This window comes from Pelobium manganitolerans (genome assembly GCF_003609575.1).
In the GTDB taxonomy this organism is placed as follows: domain Bacteria; phylum Bacteroidota; class Bacteroidia; order Sphingobacteriales; family Sphingobacteriaceae; genus Pseudopedobacter; species Pseudopedobacter manganitolerans.
The window spans coordinates 118,832-138,438 of record NZ_MBTA01000030.1 but is presented as its reverse complement, the minus strand read 5'-3'; the positions used below and the strand labels follow the sequence as shown (position 1 = coordinate 138,438).

Here is a 19,607-nt window from a genome sequence, read left to right as displayed (position 1 = left end):
GTTATACAAAAATTTAAATATTAGAATTATAAAAACCGGCACGGCACAACACAACCGTCCCATTTTTGAACCACAAAAGTATAATTATTTAAGTGACGGCTGACAATTTGATGACGCTTATTATCAATTTAGAAATGTTCTAAATAGATTGTAGAATTGGGCGTATGCTATAATGAACGCCGATTTTGAACTTTCTAAACTTAAACTTGGGAAAGCGTCAAATAAACACGAAGCCCCCATCATTGTTTGAACAATAAATATTAATTATGGGCAATATTTTTAAGGTTTTTTTTAGGCAAGTAACCTGCCGATGGCGCGTTCTACAGAAGCGAAATCAAAATTTTCAATCACCTTGTCCATTAACCGCTCTACATTTTTCAACTCCAAATTGCCGATGCTACCTTCATGGCTGTGCTTAATTTCATAATCGCCACCAAAATTACCGGCTTCAATATCCATCCCCACTTTTTTGTACGCTTCGCGGAAAGGCATTCCCTCCAAGACCAGTTTATTTACTTCCTCAACAGAAAACAGGTGTTGGTACTTGCTGTCTTTTAAAATATCGGCTTTGATGCGGATGTTTTCCAGCATCAGTTTAGACATATCTAGGCAAGCCATCAAATTTTGGAAAGCTGGGAACAAGGTTTCTTTCTGCAGCTGCATATCCCTGTGGTAGCCCGAAGGCAAATTGGTGGTAAGCAGCATAATTTGGTTGGGCAAAGCCTGCAGTTGGTTACTGCGGCCACGTATCAGCTCCCACACATCGGGATTTTTTTTGTGCGGCATAATGCTGCTGCCGGTGGTAAGCTCATCTGGGAAACTGATAAAGCCGAAGTTTTGGTTCATAAACAAGCAAGCATCCATAGCCAGTTTATTTAGCGTTGCCGCGATGGAAGACATGGCCTGTGAAAGGATGCGCTCGGTTTTGCCGCGGCCCATTTGCGCATAAACCACGTTATAGTTTAGCGTATCAAAACCTAAAAGTTGCGTAGTTAAGCTGCGGTTTAAAGGGAAAGACGAACCATAACCCGCGGCAGAACCCAAAGGGTTTTTATTGCAGATTTTATAGGCCGCCAGCATCAGTTCCAAATCATCAATTAAACTTTCGGCATAAGCGCCAAACCAAAGGCCAAAAGACGAAGGCATGGCAATTTGCAAGTGCGTGTAGCCCGGCATCAGCTTTTCTTTATGTTCTTCGGCAAGCTGGGTAAGCAAGTCAAAAAGCGCTTTAACAGAATGCACCATCTCTTGAATCTGATGCCTAAAAAACAGCTTTAAATCTACCAGCACTTGGTCGTTACGTGAGCGCCCGCTGTGGATTTTTTTTCCGGCTTCGCCCAATTTTTTTGTTAACAAAAGCTCCACTTGCGAGTGTACATCCTCTACCCCTTCTTCAATAACAAACTCTCCTTTTTGTATTTGCAGATAAATGTTTTTCAGCTCGGCTTTAACATTTTTGAAATCCTCGGCACTCATCAAACCAATGCTTTCCAACATTTGCGTGTGCGCCAGCGAGCCCAGCACATCAAAAGCCGCCAAATGAAGATCCATTTCCCTGTCTTGCCCTACTGTAAAAGCGTCTACCTGTTGGTTTGTTGAAGTTTCTTTTTGCCAAAGTTTCATGTTGTAAAATTTGTTGAGCTGCGCAAATATAAGTTTTTATGCAGCTTGCGCGATTCTAAAAGCTTGTAAATAATAGCTTGGCAAGCTTAATAATTGTACTTGTTTTTCCACAGCGTTTTTAAATGGGCACGCGTTTTTTGCTCGGCAGCATTTTGTTGCGGTTCGTACAAGGTGGTGCCACTCAGTTTTTCGGGGAAAAACTCCTGCTCGGCAAAATTGTTCTCAAAAGCGTGCGCATATTTGTAGTTTTTGCCGTAATCCAAGTTTTTCATCAGCTTGGTTGGCGCATTGCGCAGGTGCAGTGGCACGGGTAAATCTCCGCTTTGTTTTACCAAGGCTTGGGCCCGATTGATGGCTTCATAAGCGGCATTGCTTTTTGCGGATGATGCCATGTAGGTTACGGCCTGCGAAAGGATAATGCGCGACTCGGGCCAACCGATTACATTAACCGCCTGGAAACAGTTGTTCGCCAGCAACAAGGCGTTTGGGTTAGCATTGCCAATATCTTCGGACGCTAAAATCAACAGACGGCGTGCAATAAATTTAGGATCTTCGCCGCCTTCAATCATCCGCGCCAGCCAATATACCGCCGCGTTGGGGTCGCTTCCACGGATAGATTTGATAAATGCCGAAATGATATCGTAATGTTGCTCGCCGGCCTTATCGTATATGGCCATGTTTTGTTGCACATGACTTAACACGTAATCGTTAGTGACTACCAAATTCGGGCTTTCGGTAGCGTTCACCAATAGCTCAAAAATGTTCAGCAGCTTACGCCCATCGCCGCCCGAGAGCCTTATTAAAGCTTCGGTTTCTTTCAGTTCGATATTTTTCTGCTGTAAAAGCTCATCGTTTTGGATGGCGTTTTTTAACAAGCTTACCAGTTCCTCCTCACTTAAATGTTGCAGTACGTAAACCTGGCATCGCGAAAGCAAAGCCGATATCACCTCAAAAGAAGGGTTCTCTGTAGTAGCGCCAATTAAAATCACCAAACCGCGCTCTACCGCTCCCAATAAAGAATCTTGTTGCGATTTAGAGAAGCGGTGGATCTCATCAATAAAAAGCACCGGCACAATGCCGCCTTTTTTATATTGCGCAGCTTTCTCGATGGTTTCCCGCACGTCTTTTACGCCCGAGTTGATGGCGCTCAAAGAAAAAAACGGCCGGTCTAAAGTTTCGGAAATGATAAAGGCCAAAGTGGTTTTGCCCACGCCCGGCGGGCCCCAAAAAATCATGGATGGGATGTGTCCATTTTCTATCGCCTTTCGCAAAACAGCCCCCTCGCCCACCAAATGTTGTTGTCCGGTGTATTGCGTCAAGCTGCGCGGCCGCATCCGCTCTGCCAAAGGATCTGTTAGTGCCATGGGAACAAAGTAAAAAGTTAAAATTAGAAATTCAAAAACGACCGCATCATCATTTGTGGCTACATGATTTAACAAACAAAATGCCCTGCTTGTAAAAAAACGCTATTTTAGAGCTTTAATAGCAGAAAAATGAAGTTAATTATCGAGATTTTAACGATGGGCATAGCTGTCCTTATTGCCGCGTTTGTTATTCCGGGCGTAACCGTAGATGGTTTTGGAAGCGCCATTTTAGTCGGCATTTTGTTGGCATTGGCCAATGCTACCATAGGTTTTATTTTACGATTGCTCACCTTCCCGATTAACTTTTTAACACTGGGACTCATGTCTTTTATCATTAGCGTACTAATGGTGCTATTGGTAGATTCTTGGATGGACAGCTTTAACACGTCCGGTTTTTTCTCGGCCATGTTTTTCGCTATCGTGCTGGCCATCCTCAAAATGCTCTTCAATACCGATAAAGCTACTAAAGACTAAAAGTTCATCTCATGCAATTTTTCCTCAGCATAGGCAAGTCCTTCTCCCCAGAAAAGGGATTTAGAGTAAGACCTCTCCTTCCCATCTTTTTCCTCCTTTTGTCGCTCAACAGCTTTGCGCAATGGGGGCAAGAGACATACTGGTCTACCGACGGCAACAAAATTATGGAGGTGGATGCCGGAAATATTGTACAGCGCGACGCTTTGGATGCTTCCAAAACAGAAATTGTGCTGGCTAGCGAAGAACTTCTTGACCAAAACGGAAAAAACTTAGACTTGGTTCGCTTCGCCTTCGCGCCGGGTAACAAAAAAGTTTTGCTGAACACCAACACCAAAAAAGTGTGGCGTTATGATACGCGTGGCGATTTTTGGGTTTACGATTTTAAAACGAAGAAACTGCAGCAGATTGGCGCCGATAAGCCCGAAGCTTCGCTGATGTTTGCTAAATTTTCGCCAGATGCCAGTAAAGTGGCTTACGTAAGCGGTCATAATATTTATGTAGAGGATTTGGCCACTGGGAACAGCAAAGCTTTAACAACAGATGGTACTTCGCGCTTAATTAACGGCACTTTTGACTGGGTTTATGAAGAAGAATTTGATTGCAGAGACGGCTTTAGGTGGTCGCCGGACGGAAAATCCATCGCCTACTGGCAAATTGATGCCCGCAACATCAAAAATTACTTGATGATTAACAATACCGATTCGCTTTACCCATTTACCATTCCGGTAGAATATCCGGTAGTGGGCAAAGACCCCAGCGCCTGCAAAATTGGTGTGGTTGATGTTGCAACGGCCAAAACCGAGTGGATGAAGGTGCCGGGGGATGCGATACAACATTACATCCCGCGTATGGAATGGGCTAGTAACTCACAATCCATCATTTTGCAGCAGCTTAACCGCAGGCAAAATGTTTCGAAAATTATATTGCATGATGTGAAGGCAAATTCGGCAAAAACAATCTACACAGAAACGGAAAAAGCTTGGGTAGATGCAAAGGCAGAAGCTATGGGTTGGAACTGGATTGCAGGAGGCAATAAATTTATTTGGCTGAGCGAGAAAGACGGCTGGCGCCACATTTACAGCATTGATTTGAACGGCAAAACCGAGCTGTTGACTAAAGATAACTTTGACGCGATAGCGTTAAACCTGATAGACGAGAAAAACGGGTGGATTTATTTTATGGCTTCGCCGGATAATGCCACGCAGCAGTACCTGTATAAGGTTAGTATTAAGGGCGGAAAATCTGTTCGCGTAACGCCAGCCAAGCAAACCGGTACGCACGAATATGACATTTCTCCGAATGGAAAATTGGCTTTTCACAGCTTCTCTAACGCTAAAACCTTTCCGCAGAGCGATGTAGTTTCTTTGCCAGCACATAAACAGCTAAGCGCCGAAGAACAGCCGGATTATGCAAAAAACTACCCCGTGCCGGACATTGAATTTTTTAAGGTGAAAAACGCGGATGGAATTGAGATGGACGGCTGGATGGTAAAGCCCAAAAATTTTGATCCCAGCAAAAAATACCCGGTAGTGTTTTACGTGTATGGCGAGCCGGCAGCACAAACCGTGGTGGACCGTTTTGGAACCGGCTTTAACCGATTATATGCTGGTAACATGGCTAGTGACGGCTACATTTATGTTTCTGTGGAGGGGCGCGGTGCGCCGGCACCTAAGGGGCGCGAATGGCGCAAATCTATTTATCATCGCATTGGCGACATCAATATCCGCGACCAAGCCATGGCAGCTAAAGAAATTTTAAAGTGGAATTTTGTAGATTCTAATCGCGTAGCCGTTTGGGGCTGGAGCGGCGGTGGCTCGTCGACCCTAAACTTGATGATGCAATACCCCGAAATATATAAAACCGGAATTTCAATTGCCGCGGTGGACAACCAGCTGAATTACGACAATATTTACCAAGAGCGCTACATGGGCTTATTGCCCGAAGATCGCCATTATTTTGTAAACAACTCGCCTTTAGCACACGCAAAAAACTTACAGGGAAACTTGTTATTGATACACGGAACCGGCGATGATAATGTGCATTACAACAATGCCGAGCAAATGATTAATGAGTTAATTAAACATGGCAAAACCTTTCAGATGATGAGTTACCCCAACCGCAGCCATAGTATTAACGAAGGCGCCGGAACCAGCAAACACTTGGCGCTAACTTTCACCAAGTTTTTGCAGGAAAACTGCCCGCCGGGTGGAAGGTAGTTGAAAAGGAAAAAACCAAAAAATCTTTTTTTGTTCGCACAGGTGCCTTGGGCGCATAGCCACCGCACAGCAAAAAACCGACAGCGCTGATTTTTGCGGGAAGTGCTTAAACGAAAGACAGTGCAAACCCGCGCAAAACCGCTTTCGCTATAGGCTTGGAAGTGCAAGATGTTCGGTAGTGCTACGGTTTTTCTGCTCTTGCTTGGCACTTTCCAGCGCGCCTACGAGCGAATTAAAAATTCAAAAGTGAAAATTAAAAAATAACCCGCTTAGTGTCCCGCGCGATAAGCCCGGCCTTCCGAGTTTTGGCAGTGTAGCCCGGGAAATCTTTTGCGGAAACATTAAAACTTGCACTGCCCTGAGCAAACCGACGAGTGTTGCAGAAACCCTGTTAAAGCACAACCGTTCGCACGGCTTCGGTTTGCGCTCAAAGATTTTCCGCAGGCGCAACAAACAAAATGAGGTCAGCCTTGAACTTTGGTCCTTTGGTTCAAGCCAAAGGACTAGCCCTAGTGGCGATGAACGAAAAAAACCTAGGCATGCCGCGCCAATGAGCGGCGGAAAGCCTTGTGTGGGGGCTAGATTGCACAAGGCAAAGCCTAGCCTGTGCTAAGAAACCTAGAGATTGCTTCAGCGCCATTACACTTTTGCCCAGCGCTTCGCTTCGCAAAGACTACGGTAAGTGGGGCGTTTTGCTATAAAACCAAAGTGTCCCGCGCGATAAGCCCGGCCTTCCGAATTTTGGCAGTGAAGCCCGGGAAATCTTTTGCAGATATATTAATGCTTGTACTGCCCTGAGCAAACCGCCGAAGTGGTGCACAAACTTTGGTTAAAGCACTTCCGTTCCCACGGCTTCGGTTTGCGCTCAAAGATTTCCCATAGGCGTAACAAACAAAATGAGGTCAGCCTTGATTTTATTCAAAGTATTCATTTGTTTTTTAAAGGCTTTCATGCATCCGCTTCGCTCAAGTTGGTCCTTTTTATCAAGACAAAGAACTAGCCCTTGTGGCGATGAACGAAAAAATAACTTGGCATGCCGCGCCATAAGGGTGGCAACAAGTAAAGTTCCGCTATCCAAATAAGCAATATTGCTATGCAATTGTACAAATCAGATTTGGCTTTACACTATGTGAAACCTAGCTTTGCCGGATGAGTCAAACTATTGCAGATACCCTACAAAAACTAAATATATCCGCCGAAAATCAAGCCGCCAGCAGCGGTCAAAACTGGTTCAGCACAGATAAAGGCGCTTTACGCGATGTATTTTCACCGGTAGACGGTGCAAAAATAGCTTCAGTTTATGCTGCCGGTCCGGCAGATTATGATGCCATAATTGCGCAAGCAAAGGAAGCTTTTTTATATTGGCGAAACGTGCCGGCACCGCAACGCGGCAATTTTGTGCGCAAGCTGGGAAATGCGTTAAGAAAGCATAAATCAGATTTAGGCAGACTGGTGTCTTACGAGATGGGCAAGAGCTTGCAGGAGGGCTTGGGCGAGGTACAAGAGATGATTGATATCTGCGATTTTGCGGTCGGACTTTCGCGCCAGCTTTATGGCTTAAGTATGCACTCCGAACGTGCGCAACACCGCATGATGGAGCAATGGCACCCCTTGGGCATAGTTGGGATAATTTCTGCATTCAACTTTCCGGTTGCGGTATGGAGCTGGAATGCCGCCATCGCCTGGGTTTGTGGCAACGTTTGCATTTGGAAACCATCCGAAAAAACGCCTCTAACCGCCATCGCTTGCCAAAAAATTGCGGCGCAGATACTAGCGGAAGGCAACTTGCCCGAGGGTATCTCTAGCTTAATTTTAGGCGATGCATCAATAGGTAAGCAGCTAGCCAATGACCCCAACATCAACCTGCTTTCTGCCACCGGATCTACCAAAATGGGTAAATCTGTGGCCGCCGCGGTAGGTGCCAGACTGGGTAAGCATATTTTGGAACTGGGAGGCAACAATGCGATCATCATTACGCCCGAGGCAGATTTGAACTTAGCTTTAATGGGCGCTGTTTTTGGCGCGGTAGGCACGGCCGGTCAGCGCTGTACCAGCACCCGCCGACTGATTATCCATGAGGATATTTATGAAGAATTTAAAGCTCGTTTGATAAAAGCTTATGGGCAACTGAAAATTGGCAATCCTTTAAACGCAGAAAATCATGTAGGCCCCTTAATTGATAAAGACGCGGTACAAAATTATTTGCAAGCCATTGCGCGTTGCAAAGCCGAAGGAGGAAATTTTGTTGTGGAGGGCGGTGTTTTAGAAGGTGCCGAATACGCATCCGGCTGTTATGTAAAACCATGTATCGCGGAAGCAAAAAACGAGATGTGCGTTGTGCAGGAAGAAACTTTTGCGCCTATTCTTTACCTTCTAAAATACAGCGATTTATCAGAAGCCATCGCGATGCAAAATGGCGTACCTCAAGGACTTTCATCCGCTATTATGACAAATAACCTGCGCGAAGCAGAACTATTTTTATCCGCATCTGGCTCCGATTGTGGCATCGCTAACGTAAACATCGGCACCTCGGGCGCAGAAATTGGTGGTGCTTTTGGCGGAGAAAAAGAAAGCGGCGGCGGAAGAGAATCGGGCTCCGACGCTTGGAAAGCCTATATGCGCCGACAGACCAATACCATTAATTATTCCAGCGATTTGCCCCTGGCGCAGGGGATCGTTTTTTCGGTTGGTTAGGTGATTAGGGGTTAGTTGGTTAGGAACTTAGGAAATAGCAAGAGGCAAGTAAAAAGTAGCATGACGTAAGTAGCAAGATTGGGGTAAACTTTTTGATGTGAAAATGGGCTTACGCTTTATTCCTTAGGCCTTACGCCTTAAAGCTTCTACCCTAATCCTCAAACCCTCCGCCTCAAAGCTTTTCAAAAAACCCTATCTTTGTATAATTCATGAATATCAAATCCATTTTAGCGCAATACAAGGCGGACGAGCGTGTGCTCAGCCTTAGCAAAGCGCTACAAAATAAAGCTTCGCGCATACAATTAAAGGGATTAGTGGGTTCTTTGGATGCCTTTGTCGCATCGGCGTGTTATTTTTTGAGCCATAGGAATATGGTTTTTGTATTGCCCGACCGTGAAGAGGCCAACTACTTCCAGGCAGATTTGGAAAACCTGACCGAAAAAGAGGTTTTGCTGTTTCCTTCATCTTACCGTAAATCTTTTGATTTCACCCAAACAGACTCGGCAAATGTATTGCTACGTGCCGAAGTTTTGAACGAGTTGAACCACAGCGCCGAGTTTGGAAATTTGATTGTCACCTATCCCGAGGCGCTTGCAGAGAAGGTAATTGACAAAAACGCGCTCAGCAAAAACACTCTCGAAATTTCCATTAACAACAAACTCAGCATCGAGTTTATTAATGAGTTTTTAATTGATTACGACTTTGAGCGCAGCGATTTTGTGTACGAGCCCGGGCAGTTCTCGGTACGTGGTGGCATTGTGGATATATTTTCCTTTTCGCACGATTTACCCTACCGCATCGAATTTTTTGGGGATCATATCGAGAGCATCAGAACTTTTGAAATTGAGAGTCAGCTATCGGTAGAGCAAGTGAAATCGATCACCATCGTGCCAAACGTGCAAGCCAAATTTTTGACGGAAAGCAATATCTCTCTCCTCGAGTTTTTGGATAAAGATGCCGTTGTTTGGTTTAAAGATGTACAGCTTACGCTGGATGTGATTAAAACCGGCTATAAAAAAGCCAACGAATTGTGGAAAGCGCTATCTGTCGAACAAAAACAGCAAAACCCGGAATGGTTGGACCCGAAATTTGCTTTTAGCGATGAAAAACTATTGGCAGACCAGCTTAATGACTATCCGGCGGTAGAATTTGGCAAGCAGTTTTTTTACCATGCCACAGAAACCATCAACTTTGATGCTCGTCCGCAACCCTCGTTCAACAAAGATTTTAATCTGCTGGTGCATAACATCCAACAAAACGAAGAGCAAAAAATCACCAACTATATCTTAACCGATTCGGCCAAGCAACAGGAAAGGCTTTTTGCCATTTTTGAAGATCTGCACAAGTCGGTAAAATTTCAGCCCATCAACATCTCTATCCGCGAAGGTTTTATAGACCATCAACAAAAAATAGCCTGCTATACCGACCATCAAATTTTTGACAGGTATTACAAATACAAGCTAAAACGCGGCTACGCGCGCTCGCAGGCCATCACCCTCAAAGAACTGCGCGATTTAAAACCCGGCGATTTCATCACCCATATTGACCATGGGATTGGCAAATACGCGGGACTGGAAAAAGTAGACGTTAACGGAAAAGTACAGGAAATGATACGGCTGGTTTATGCCGATAATGATTTGCTGTATGTGAACATCAACTCGCTTAACCGCATTTCCAAATACGCCGGCAAAGAAGGTCAGGTGCCAAAAATGAACAAATTGGGTACCGATGCTTGGGACAAGCTCAAGAAGACAACAAAAAAAAAAGTTAAAGACATTGCCCGCGATCTGATCAAACTTTACGCCCTCCGTAAAGCGCAAGAAGGCATGGCTTTTTCGCCAGATACCTACCTACAAAATGAGCTAGAGGCTTCTTTTATTTATGAAGATACGCCCGACCAGGAGAAGGCAACGGCAGATGTGAAGAAAGATATGGAATCGCCAAACCCGATGGACAGGTTGGTATGCGGCGACGTAGGTTTCGGTAAAACGGAGGTGGCTATCCGCGCCGCTTTTAAGGCCGCAACAGACAGCAAACAAGTGGCTATATTGGTGCCTACCACCATTTTAGCCATGCAACATTATAAAACTTTTAGCGAGCGCCTGCGCGATTTCCCCGTCCGCATTGACTACATCAACCGCTTTAAAAGCAGCAAACAGGTGAAAGATACTTTAGAGGATTTAAAATCGGGGAAGGTAGATATCATCATCGGCACCCATAAACTGGTGAGCAAGGATGTGAAGTTTAAGGATTTGGGCTTGCTGATTATTGACGAGGAGCAGAAATTTGGCGTTACCGTTAAAGAAAAACTAAAAAAATTCCGCGCCAATGTGGATACGCTTACTCTTACGGCAACGCCTATCCCACGCACACTTCATTTCTCGCTAATGGGCGCTAGGGATTTGTCCATCATCCAAACGCCACCGCCCAACCGCCAGCCGGTACAAACGGAACTGCACGTTTTTAATGAGAAATTAATTAAAGAAGCCGTAGAATTTGAGCTGAACCGCGACGGACAGGTGTTTTTTATCCATAACCGCGTGGCAGATTTGCGCCAGCTGGGCGGCTTAATCCAAAAGTTGGTGCCTAAAGCCAAAATCGCGATTGCGCACGGGCAGCTAGAAGGCGACAAGCTGGAAGATATTATGCTGGATTTTATCGACGGCAAATACGATGTGCTAGTCGCTACCACCATTATTGAAGCCGGATTGGATGTACCCAATGCCAATACCATCCTCATTAACCATGCGCATATGTTCGGTTTAAGCGATTTGCACCAGATGCGCGGCCGCGTAGGCCGATCGAACAAAAAAGCGTTCTGTTATCTGTTAAGTCCTCCCCTAAGCACCTTAACGCCCGAAGCGCGCAAACGTTTAAGTGCCATTGAAGAGTTTTCTGATTTGGGAAGCGGTTTTAACGTGGCTATGCGCGATTTGGATATCCGCGGAAGCGGTAACCTTTTAGGCGCCGAGCAGAGCGGTTTTATTGCCGAGATAGGGTTTGACATGTACCACAAAATATTGGACGAAGCGATACAGGAGCTGAAGGATGACGAATTTAAAGGTTTATTTGAGAACGATAAACCCCGCCCTTTTGTAAGCTTCACGCAGATTGATACGGATATGGAACTGATGATTCCGGATGAGTATGTGACCAATATCCAGGAGCGTTATAATTTATATACCGAACTTTCTAAAATAGAAAACCAAACCCAATTGGAAGCTTTTTCCAAGGAGCTGGGCGACCGTTTTGGCCCTTTGCCAAGGCAGGTGCGCGATTTATTACGTACCGTAGAGCTACAATGGATTGGCAAAGAAATAGGTCTGGAGAAAATCAGTTGGAAAAAAGGCGTTTTAAGGGGATACTTCATTGCCGATAAACAGTCGAAATACTTTGAAACCGAGGCTTTTGGTAAAATATTGGCTTTTGCACAGCAAAACCCGCGGACAGTAAACTTAAAAGAAGTTAAAAACACTTTGCGCATCGCTATCGAGGGCGTAAAAACCATCGATGAAGCTATTTTTGCCTTGGAGCAGATGCGGGAACCGGTGGTGTTGTAAGGAAATTCAAAAGAGAAAATTAAAAAATTAAAAAAGGCAGCGCGTTTAGTGTCCCGTGCGATAAGGGTGGCCTTCCGAGTTTTGAGCTTGAAGCCTGGGGAATCTTCGTTAAAAATTCAAAAGGAAAAATTAAAAAGTAAAAAAGTAGCGCTTTTATGTTCCCTGCGATAAGCTCGGCCTTCCGAGTTTTGGCAGTGGAGCCCGGGAAATCTTTTGCAGAAACATTCATGCTTACACTGCCCTAAGCAAACCGCCGAGTTTTGCAAAAACTTTGTTAAAAGCACAACCGTTCGCACGGCTTCGGTTTGCGTTCAAAGATTTCCCGCAGGCGGAAAGGTCAGCCTTGAACTTTGGCCCTTTGGGTCAAGGCAAAGGACTAACCCTAGTAGCGATGAACGAAAAACGACTAGGCATGCCGCGCCAATGAGCGGCGGAAAGCTTTGGGCGTGAAAGAGAATTTGGAAAACACTGATAACCAGGGTCATCGCAATAAACTTTAAGATTGCCACACCCGTCTATCCGACACACCAGCCAAAAACGGCCGGGTTCGCAATGACGGCGAAAAAAGAGGCATTGTGCTTTAAAACTTTTAGCGTCCCGTGCTACCAAACGGCCTTCCGAATTTTGGCAGTGAGGCCGTTCCTGCACTCATAAAAAATAAACCGAATTTCTTTACCTTTAAACCTTTAACATCACCCTCAAAAATTGGCTAAAATAAAAACCTCTTACTTCTGTCAAAGCTGTGGTTTCGAATCGGCGAAATGGTTAGGCAAATGCCCTTCATGCCAACAATGGAACACTTTTGTAGAAGAAATTATCGATAAAGGCCCTAAAAACGCGCCGGAATGGAAAAGCACAAATACCAGCGCCGGTAGGGTAAATAAACCTGCCAAAGTGCAGGAGATTGTGTATGCCGAAGACCATCGCTTAATTACGCCCGATAAAGAACTTAACCGGGTGTTGGGTGGCGGTGTGGTGGGCGGTTCTTTGGTGCTTATCGGCGGAGAGCCGGGCATCGGTAAATCTACCCTCATGTTGCAACTGGCGCTCACCATCCCTAAAATCAAAATTCTTTATGTATCTGGCGAGGAAAGTGAGCAGCAGATCAAGCTCCGAGCAGAGCGCATCCTGCCAAAGCCGACTTCGGAATGCTACATCTTAACCGAAACCTCTACGCAAAACATCTTTAAACAGATTGAACTGCTGGAACCCAATTTAGTGATTATCGATTCTATCCAAACCTTGCACTCGGCACATATCGAATCTACACCGGGCAGCGTTTCGCAGGTGAAAGAATGCACCGCAGAACTATTGCGTTTTGCCAAAGAAACCCATACGCCGGTCTTTTTAATTGGCCACATCACCAAAGATGGGATGATTGCCGGACCCAAAATATTGGAACACATGGTAGATACGGTTTTGCAGTTTGAGGGCGACCGCCACCACGTGTATCGTATTTTACGGGCAATAAAAAACCGTTTCGGGGCGGCATCAGAGCTGGGCATTTATGAAATGCAGGGCAATGGCTTGCGGGAGGTATCTAATCCATCAGAGATTTTGCTGTCGCAACGCGAGGAGCCTTTAAGCGGCGTAACCATTTCGGCTACTATGGAAGGCCTGCGCCCGATGTTGATAGAAACGCAAGCCCTCGTGAGCGCATCGCCCTACGGCACACCACAACGCTCGGCAACAGGTTTTGATACCAAGAGGATGAATATGTTATTGGCCGTTTTGGAGAAACGTTGCGGTTTCCGCTTGGGTGCAAAAGATGTGTTTTTAAATATCGCTGGCGGTATCCGCGTAGAAGACCCCAGCATCGACTTAGGCTTAGCCGCTGCTATCATCTCCTCGCACGAGGATATGCCCGTGCCTTACAAAATCTGCTTTGCGGCAGAGATTGGCCTTTCTGGCGAAATACGCGCCGTAACCCGCATAGAACAACGCATCGCGGAAGCTGAAAAACTGGGTTTCGAGCAGATTTTTATCTCTAAATACAATAAAAAAGGCCTCGACCTATCCAAATACAGCATCGAAGTAAAAACTGTAGCCAAGATTGAAGAAGTTTTCGGACTGCTTTTCGGCTAATATAAAACACCTATGAAAAAAATCATCCTCTGCGTTGGCCTAGCCTTGCTTTTTAGCGTTTCGGCCTGTACGGCGCAAAATCAAAATCTGCCTCAAATCTCTGAAGAAGAAACAAGTGGCGTTTTAAAAAGCCTTTCGGCGGATGACATGCGTGGCAGATGCGCCTTAAACCTGCCAGATATTACAAAGGCAGCGGCGTTAATTGCAAGTGAATTTAAAAAGGCAGGCCTCCAGACTTTTAACGGCAATGCAGATTACTTGCAACGTTTTCAGCTGAAACAGTCCATCCCGAAAACAGGCAAACTCAGCATCAACGGCAAAGAAGTGAAGGCAGAGGATTTTGCGCTGAGCAGCAACGTTGCCCAAATTACTTTAGACCGGATTGACAAAAAGACGACTATTGCAAGAGGTGATGACTTTTTCAAACGCTTCACCGAAATCAATACACAACAGCAAAACCTTTTGGTGCTAATTGACCCCAGCTTCCGCAAAGAATTTGGACGCTTAAAAAACTATCTGGCGCAAGGCAATAACAGCATCAGCGACAAAGATTATACTGTGCTATATGTTTTAGGTAACGAGAAGGTGAATAGCCTATCGCTAACTTACCAGAATGAAGTAAAGGCCGTGCCGATGTTTAACGTGCTGGGTGTGTTGCCCGGTAAATCGCGCCCAAACGAATATGTTATTTTTAGTGCACATTATGACCATATCGGGATTTTAGATGCCGTGGCGCAAGATTCTATCGCCAATGGCGCCGATGATGATGCTAGTGGTGTAGCCTCTATGATTGCCTTAGCCAAATACTTCGCCCAAGAAAAGAACAATGAAAGAAGCTTGATTTTTGTGGCCTTCACCGCGGAGGAGATGGGCGGTTATGGCTCTCAATTTTTTTCTATGCAGCTGAACCCTGCAGATGTGGTCGCCATGTTTAACATCGAAATGGTGGGCAAAGTATCTAAATGGGGAAAAAACAGCGCTTTTATTACCGGTTTTGAGCGCTCGGACTTTGGCGAAATCTTACAAAAAAACCTGGAAGGCACAAGCTTTCGTTTTCACCCGGACCCTTACCCAGAGCAAAACCTTTTTTTCCGGTCGGACAATAAAACCTTAGCGCGCTTGGGCGTGCCGGCGCATACCATTTCTACGGTGCAGATTGATAAAGACAAATCTTACCATTCGGTAGATGACGAAATGGAAACTTTGGATTTGGCTAACCTTACCGAAATTACCAAAGCAATTGCGCTAAGCGCCAAAAGCATCATTAGCGGTGCGGACACGCCGAACAGGATTGAGGATGTGGGGGAGTGATGGAATGTTCTTTGCGTGTTTCGTCGGCGCAGGGTCTGTCGCAGACGACCCTGCGACCTAAGAAGAGAAAAACTTAAGTTTTTGAAACTTCGTAAGTTTAGCGCGTCGTTCGCGCGAGTTTTTAATCCTATCTCCTAACAGATCTTTCTTTGAATACCCTGCCACCTAAAACGGTCTTCATACGCGAATCACCCTTTCCCTTATCTTCACCGCCGGATGACCTGCGTACACGACATAAGTTTCTAAATCTTTGGTTGCCACGCTGCCTACGGCTAAAACCGCATGGCTACCTACCGTTACCCCCGGGCAAACCACCGCATTTGCGCCCACCCAAGCACCGTCTTCTATAACGATAGGCTTAGTGATTAAATCGAACGTTGTACTTTTATAATCATGGTTACCAGTCATCAACACCGCATTTTGAGATACGCAACAATGTTTTCCGATAAGCACCGGCGCTAAATTTTCGATGTAACATTCGGCCAACCAAGAATGATCGCCCAATTCCAGCTTCCATGGAAACTTGATGTGGATATAAGGTTTCACCCTTACGTCTTTCCCTATTTTCGCCCCAAACAGCCTTAATATCCAAACCAAAATTACGGATACCGGCACCAGACCCGAGCGGAAGAAAAGCGCGCTGGTAAAGTACCACAGCAATTGTTTTAACATAGATGCACCGGCGTTGAAACCCTTGGTATCGAACTTTTTTTGGAGGCGGACGGTTTTTCTATTCTCCATGGACATAATGTTTAACACCACCTTGTTTTAACTTTTCCTCAATCTTAATATCTACCACCAAACGAAACCAAAAGCCCTGTAAAAAATGGAAAATCACACCGTTTTTACCGTCCAAAATCCCCAATTTAAAAATAAAGCGGTAAATGAAATAGAAGAACGGACGCCAATACCTCGGCAAATCCCACCAAATTTTCTTGAACCAAGCTTTACGCTGGTTGGGGCTACCAAAAAACTCCGGCTTCTCACTTTGCATCCGCAAAGCCTGCATTCGTTCAATCTCTTCGTCGGCTACTAAATCACTGTATCGATTGTGTTTAGCAATCCAAAAGCTAATCTCGTTCTCTTTTAAGTTTTCTTCGATGATGTGGCCGTTTTTCCAGATGATTGTAGGTTCTGGCACCATAAAACGATGGTCCATATTCTCGCTGGTATCCGACGAACCTTTTCCGGTGCGGAACATTTTGAGCAAATAAAAAGGATAGTATCCTCCGTATTTGAGCCACCTGCCTTTAAAAACGTTTTTCCGGTTGAAATAAATTCCGTTAACATGCGCGAAATCTTCATCTTTAAAGTCCTTCAGCAATTCCAGCAACTCCGGACTTACAATCTGGTCGGCATCCAAACCGATTGTCCAAGGGGTATTGATTTTAAAATGCTTTAGCGCATAATCCCATTGCTTGGGGTGGTTTTCAAACGGATGGTAAGCGGTTTCGACACCGTAATCCGCGGCAATTTTGAGGGTATCATCCGTACTGCCCGAATCTAGCAAACATACCCTTGCATTTAAAGTCGCGATGGATGCCAAGAGCCTAGGCAAGTGGATTTCCTCATTGAAAGATATGATAATGAAACTGAATGCTTTATTCATTCTACCTGCGCAGATAATGACGTAAAGCTATCTATTTTTGCAAAATAGATCCATAAAAATCTAAATAGTTTTTCTTCAGCGTTTCCTCACTATAATCTTTCCTTATGGTATTCATCCCATACTCACCTACGGCCGAAGATATATGAGAATTTTTAAAAATGTCTTCTATTTTCTCATTTATTAATAGTTTATCCTGTTTCACCACCCAGCCCAGTTTTTTTTCCATCACATAATCTGCCAAGCCAACCTTGGGGCTAATGAGCACAGGAGTGCCAACAGCCAAACTTTCGATCACCACATTTGCAAAATTTTCGTCGTACGATGGCAGCACCAGCAGATCATATGCTGCAAGTATTTTAAACTTATCTTCCGTAGCAACCTGACCCAACCATGTTATTTGCCTATCTAGCTCCAAATGCGTCGCTAAGACTTTTAAGGACGACACATAATCTACCTCGCCTGTCCCTGCTATGCTTAGGTGATAAGGAATTTTCAAATGTGCGCATGCTTCGAGCAGGAACTCTAAACCTTTTTTTTGTTCGATGCGCGAAAAAAACAGCAGCTGCGCAACAGCATTATCCTTCCCTTTCTTACGCTTAATCTCCCAAGCGCCTTTTAATTCTACAAAATTTGGGATTACGTGGCATTTCGCTTCCGTTCCCAAGATTTGCCCGACGTCTCTTTTCTCCTTTCCACTGCTCACTTGGAATAATGCTTTTTTTAACAAAGGTTTTCCAAAGACGAAATGGAAGAGTCGTTTAAACAGCGATTTACGGTTATGAAAACTATAACTGCTCAATGTTCCTCTAGGAGATAAGATAAACTTTTTGTCTTTCAATGTGCAGATCAAGGCTGCTCCAACTGACACTAAATTCCACCAGGCGTGGATGTGGACAAGATCAAAATCATCAACAGTTTTCCACAAATGTCGCAACAAACCGGGCGAAAGGTGGCTATGATCTTTAGTGATGCGTTTAAAGTAATGAACCGGAACGCCGTTCACCAGCTTTAGCTCCCCGTTTTTATATGGTAACTCCTCTTTGCCATTGGCCAAGGTGGTGTACACAACAACTTGAATGTCTCGTATGTTAGCGTCAGATTCAACATTCTCGTCTTTAGCCTTAAGCCTTAAGCGTTCCGCCTTAAACTCTGAGCCTTCAGCCTTATCAAGCGCTTGTAATTCTTCGCACAGTTTAGCCACGGATACGGTAGGCCCGCCATAAATAAAAGCGGGTTTGTAGGAAGCATTGATATGGAGGATTTTCATTAATTTTTAACGTAGTTTAAAAACCACTTTAAAAAGAATTTATTTACGATAAAGTAAATGATGAGATACATAAATATTGCACCCACCACTTTATCTAAAGCGGTTTCAAAATTGAAGATAATGAAGAACATGGGGAATACTAAAGCTGTACCGATGATATGATTAGGCGCGCTGTGAATAACATATCTATAGATACTGCCCAAAATAAATCCGTAAATCAATAAAGAAATGTGCATGCCCACCATTCCAAAATCTACATAACTCTCTGCAAAATAACCTAAGCTTACCGAAGTCCCTCTATCCGCACCATAAAATTCTTGACCTGTATATAGCGAAGCTTTTTCCGAATCATCAATAGCTTTTTTATTTGGAAAGAGCAATCGAGGTTTAAAAATGCGTCCAAAAGCACCGCTCCATAAATCCCCATGGGTATGTGGTATAACCGCGGGTACTTGTGAAATTGCCGCAGATAGAAAATCGATGTATTCTAGTCTATCGACTGTATATTCAAAGCCTTTTTGAATTGCATCTGGAGCTGCTTCGGACACTAACTCAAACAACTTTGTTAATGACTCACCGGTTGTACGGACGGAGATCTGAGCTTCTTCGCCCGCGGATAAGAACTTTCGGTACTCTGGCTTAACATACTGCCAAATCATTAAAAAATAAGTCCCTAAGGCGATGATCAATAAGGTGGGAAAAACGTGTTTTGGTTTAAACCGCTTTCCAAAAACCATCAACATCCCAATAAACAAAGCCAAAAAATAGTCTTTAAAGGTCGAAAAGTAACCTGTAAAGCTTAGAATGACCTCATAACAAGCAATGATTATAAAAATTTTATACTGACCCGTTTTTAAAGAGTAGAGCATGAAGAGAAAAAACACTGCCCATTTGAATTCGATTAATTTACTTAATGGTTGTTGTAAACCGCCCAAAGTAAATGACAGAGCGAACAAAATTGGGTAGGCAATTGAACATATTAAATAAACCTGTGTTAATCGGTTAAAATTATAATCGTCCTTTTCAAAATGGAAATTGTCTTTATCCTCAATTTTTAACCCTCGTAAAGCTAAATTAATTCCAAACGCAACGGCAATCAAACCAATTTGCCCGAGATAAAAAGCATTATATATTTCATCAGGATAAGCGTGGACATCAATAAAATCTTCTCCTGTATAGTTGGCGTAAAAAACTTTGACACTAACTGAAGTCCATTGTAACAATAACGCCATAAATAGTATCGGGGAATCACCTTTCCGCCATACCAGTTTCATTAAAATAAAAGGAACAAGAATTGCACTGATGGTAAGCAAGGTATTTTTGCTTAGGATGGCATAAATTACCCCAATTACAAAAATAAATACGCCTTCTTTCCCTGCTGATTTAAATTTATCCAATCCTCTC

Annotated in this window: 11 protein-coding genes and 1 pseudogene; 6 read left to right on the top strand and 6 right to left on the bottom strand. The window is 44.3% G+C overall.

Going from position 1 to position 19,607, the window contains the following annotated elements:
- Positions 1–291 precede the first annotated feature (291 nt).
- Together argH and BCY91_RS17050 are read right to left on the bottom strand one after the other, a co-directional pair.
- The gene (gene argH / locus BCY91_RS17055; protein ID WP_120183259.1) at positions 292–1,623 is read right to left on the bottom strand and encodes an argininosuccinate lyase; all 1,332 of its coding nucleotides are present in this window, start codon (positions 1,621–1,623) and stop codon (positions 292–294) included.
- A gap of 86 nt (positions 1,624–1,709) precedes the next feature.
- Entirely contained in the window at positions 1,710–2,987 is a 1,278-nt protein-coding gene (locus BCY91_RS17050; RefSeq protein ID WP_120183338.1) for a replication-associated recombination protein A, read from the bottom strand.
- A 129-nt stretch (positions 2,988–3,116) separates the two neighbouring features.
- Here BCY91_RS17050 and BCY91_RS17045 point away from each other — a divergent pair, with 129 nt between their 5' ends.
- The 6 genes from BCY91_RS17045 (at position 3,117) to BCY91_RS17010 (ending at position 15,327) form a co-directional block, all read left to right on the top strand.
- Entirely contained in the window at positions 3,117–3,461 is a 345-nt protein-coding gene (locus tag BCY91_RS17045; RefSeq protein ID WP_120183258.1) for a phage holin family protein, read from the top strand.
- 164 nt (positions 3,462–3,625) lie between these two features.
- A complete protein-coding gene (locus tag BCY91_RS17040) occupies positions 3,626–5,677 on the top strand; it encodes a S9 family peptidase (RefSeq protein WP_182995428.1) in 2,052 nt (683 codons plus the stop codon).
- A gap of 1,149 nt (positions 5,678–6,826) precedes the next feature.
- A complete protein-coding gene (gene amaB, locus BCY91_RS17030; RefSeq protein ID WP_120183255.1) occupies positions 6,827–8,371 on the top strand; it encodes an L-piperidine-6-carboxylate dehydrogenase in 1,545 nt (514 codons plus the stop codon).
- Between the two features lie 209 nt (positions 8,372–8,580).
- Positions 8,581–11,931 carry a transcription-repair coupling factor gene (gene mfd, locus BCY91_RS17025; protein WP_120183254.1) on the top strand — a complete coding sequence of 1,117 codons (3,351 nt, stop codon included), beginning with the start codon at positions 8,581–8,583 and terminating at the stop codon, positions 11,929–11,931.
- 705 nt (positions 11,932–12,636) lie between these two features.
- On the top strand, positions 12,637–14,016 hold the full coding sequence (radA, locus tag BCY91_RS17015) for a DNA repair protein RadA (RefSeq protein WP_120183252.1): 1,380 nt from the start codon (positions 12,637–12,639) through the stop codon (positions 14,014–14,016).
- Between the two features lie 12 nt (positions 14,017–14,028).
- The gene (locus BCY91_RS17010; RefSeq protein WP_120183251.1) at positions 14,029–15,327 is read left to right on the top strand and encodes a M28 family peptidase; all 1,299 of its coding nucleotides are present in this window, start codon (positions 14,029–14,031) and stop codon (positions 15,325–15,327) included.
- Between the two features lie 177 nt (positions 15,328–15,504).
- Here BCY91_RS17010 and BCY91_RS17005 read toward each other — a convergent pair whose 3' ends face one another.
- The 4 genes and pseudogenes from BCY91_RS17005 to BCY91_RS16990 form a co-directional block, all read right to left on the bottom strand.
- A complete protein-coding gene (locus BCY91_RS17005; RefSeq protein WP_120183250.1) occupies positions 15,505–16,068 on the bottom strand; it encodes a WcaF family extracellular polysaccharide biosynthesis acetyltransferase in 564 nt (187 codons plus the stop codon).
- 25 nt (positions 16,069–16,093) lie between these two features.
- Positions 16,094–16,936 (bottom strand): annotated as a pseudogene (locus tag BCY91_RS17000) (glycosyltransferase family 2 protein); the annotation flags it as partial.
- A gap of 31 nt (positions 16,937–16,967) precedes the next feature.
- Positions 16,968–18,203: an XrtY-associated glycosyltransferase XYAG1 gene (locus tag BCY91_RS16995; protein ID WP_120183248.1), complete on the bottom strand. Its 1,236-nt coding sequence runs from the start codon at positions 18,201–18,203 to the stop codon at positions 16,968–16,970.
- Positions 18,203–19,600, bottom strand: coding sequence for a hypothetical protein (locus BCY91_RS16990; protein WP_120183247.1), 1,398 nt, complete (start codon positions 19,598–19,600; stop codon positions 18,203–18,205). The genes BCY91_RS16995 and BCY91_RS16990 overlap by 1 nt, the downstream gene beginning before the upstream one ends.
- Between the last annotated feature and the right edge of the window lie 7 nt (positions 19,601–19,607).

Excerpts from the sequence above, each read along its gene's own strand:
- amaB (WP_120183255.1), top strand. The coding sequence starts at position 6,827 with ATGAGTCAAACTATTGCAGATACCCTACAAAAACTAAATATATCCGCC.
- BCY91_RS17045 (WP_120183258.1), top strand. The coding sequence starts at position 3,117 with ATGAAGTTAATTATCGAGATTTTAACGATGGGCATAGCTGTCCTTATT.
- BCY91_RS17005 (WP_120183250.1), bottom strand. The coding sequence starts at position 16,068 with ATGGAGAATAGAAAAACCGTCCGCCTCCAAAAAAAGTTCGATACCAAG.
- BCY91_RS16995 (WP_120183248.1), bottom strand. The coding sequence starts at position 18,203 with ATGAAAATCCTCCATATCAATGCTTCCTACAAACCCGCTTTTATTTAT.
- BCY91_RS17010 (WP_120183251.1), top strand. The coding sequence starts at position 14,029 with ATGAAAAAAATCATCCTCTGCGTTGGCCTAGCCTTGCTTTTTAGCGTT.
- argH (WP_120183259.1), bottom strand. The coding sequence starts at position 1,623 with ATGAAACTTTGGCAAAAAGAAACTTCAACAAACCAACAGGTAGACGCT.
- BCY91_RS17040 (WP_182995428.1), top strand. The coding sequence starts at position 3,626 with ATGGAGGTGGATGCCGGAAATATTGTACAGCGCGACGCTTTGGATGCT.
- mfd (WP_120183254.1), top strand. The coding sequence starts at position 8,581 with ATGAATATCAAATCCATTTTAGCGCAATACAAGGCGGACGAGCGTGTG.
- BCY91_RS17050 (WP_120183338.1), bottom strand. The coding sequence starts at position 2,987 with ATGGCACTAACAGATCCTTTGGCAGAGCGGATGCGGCCGCGCAGCTTG.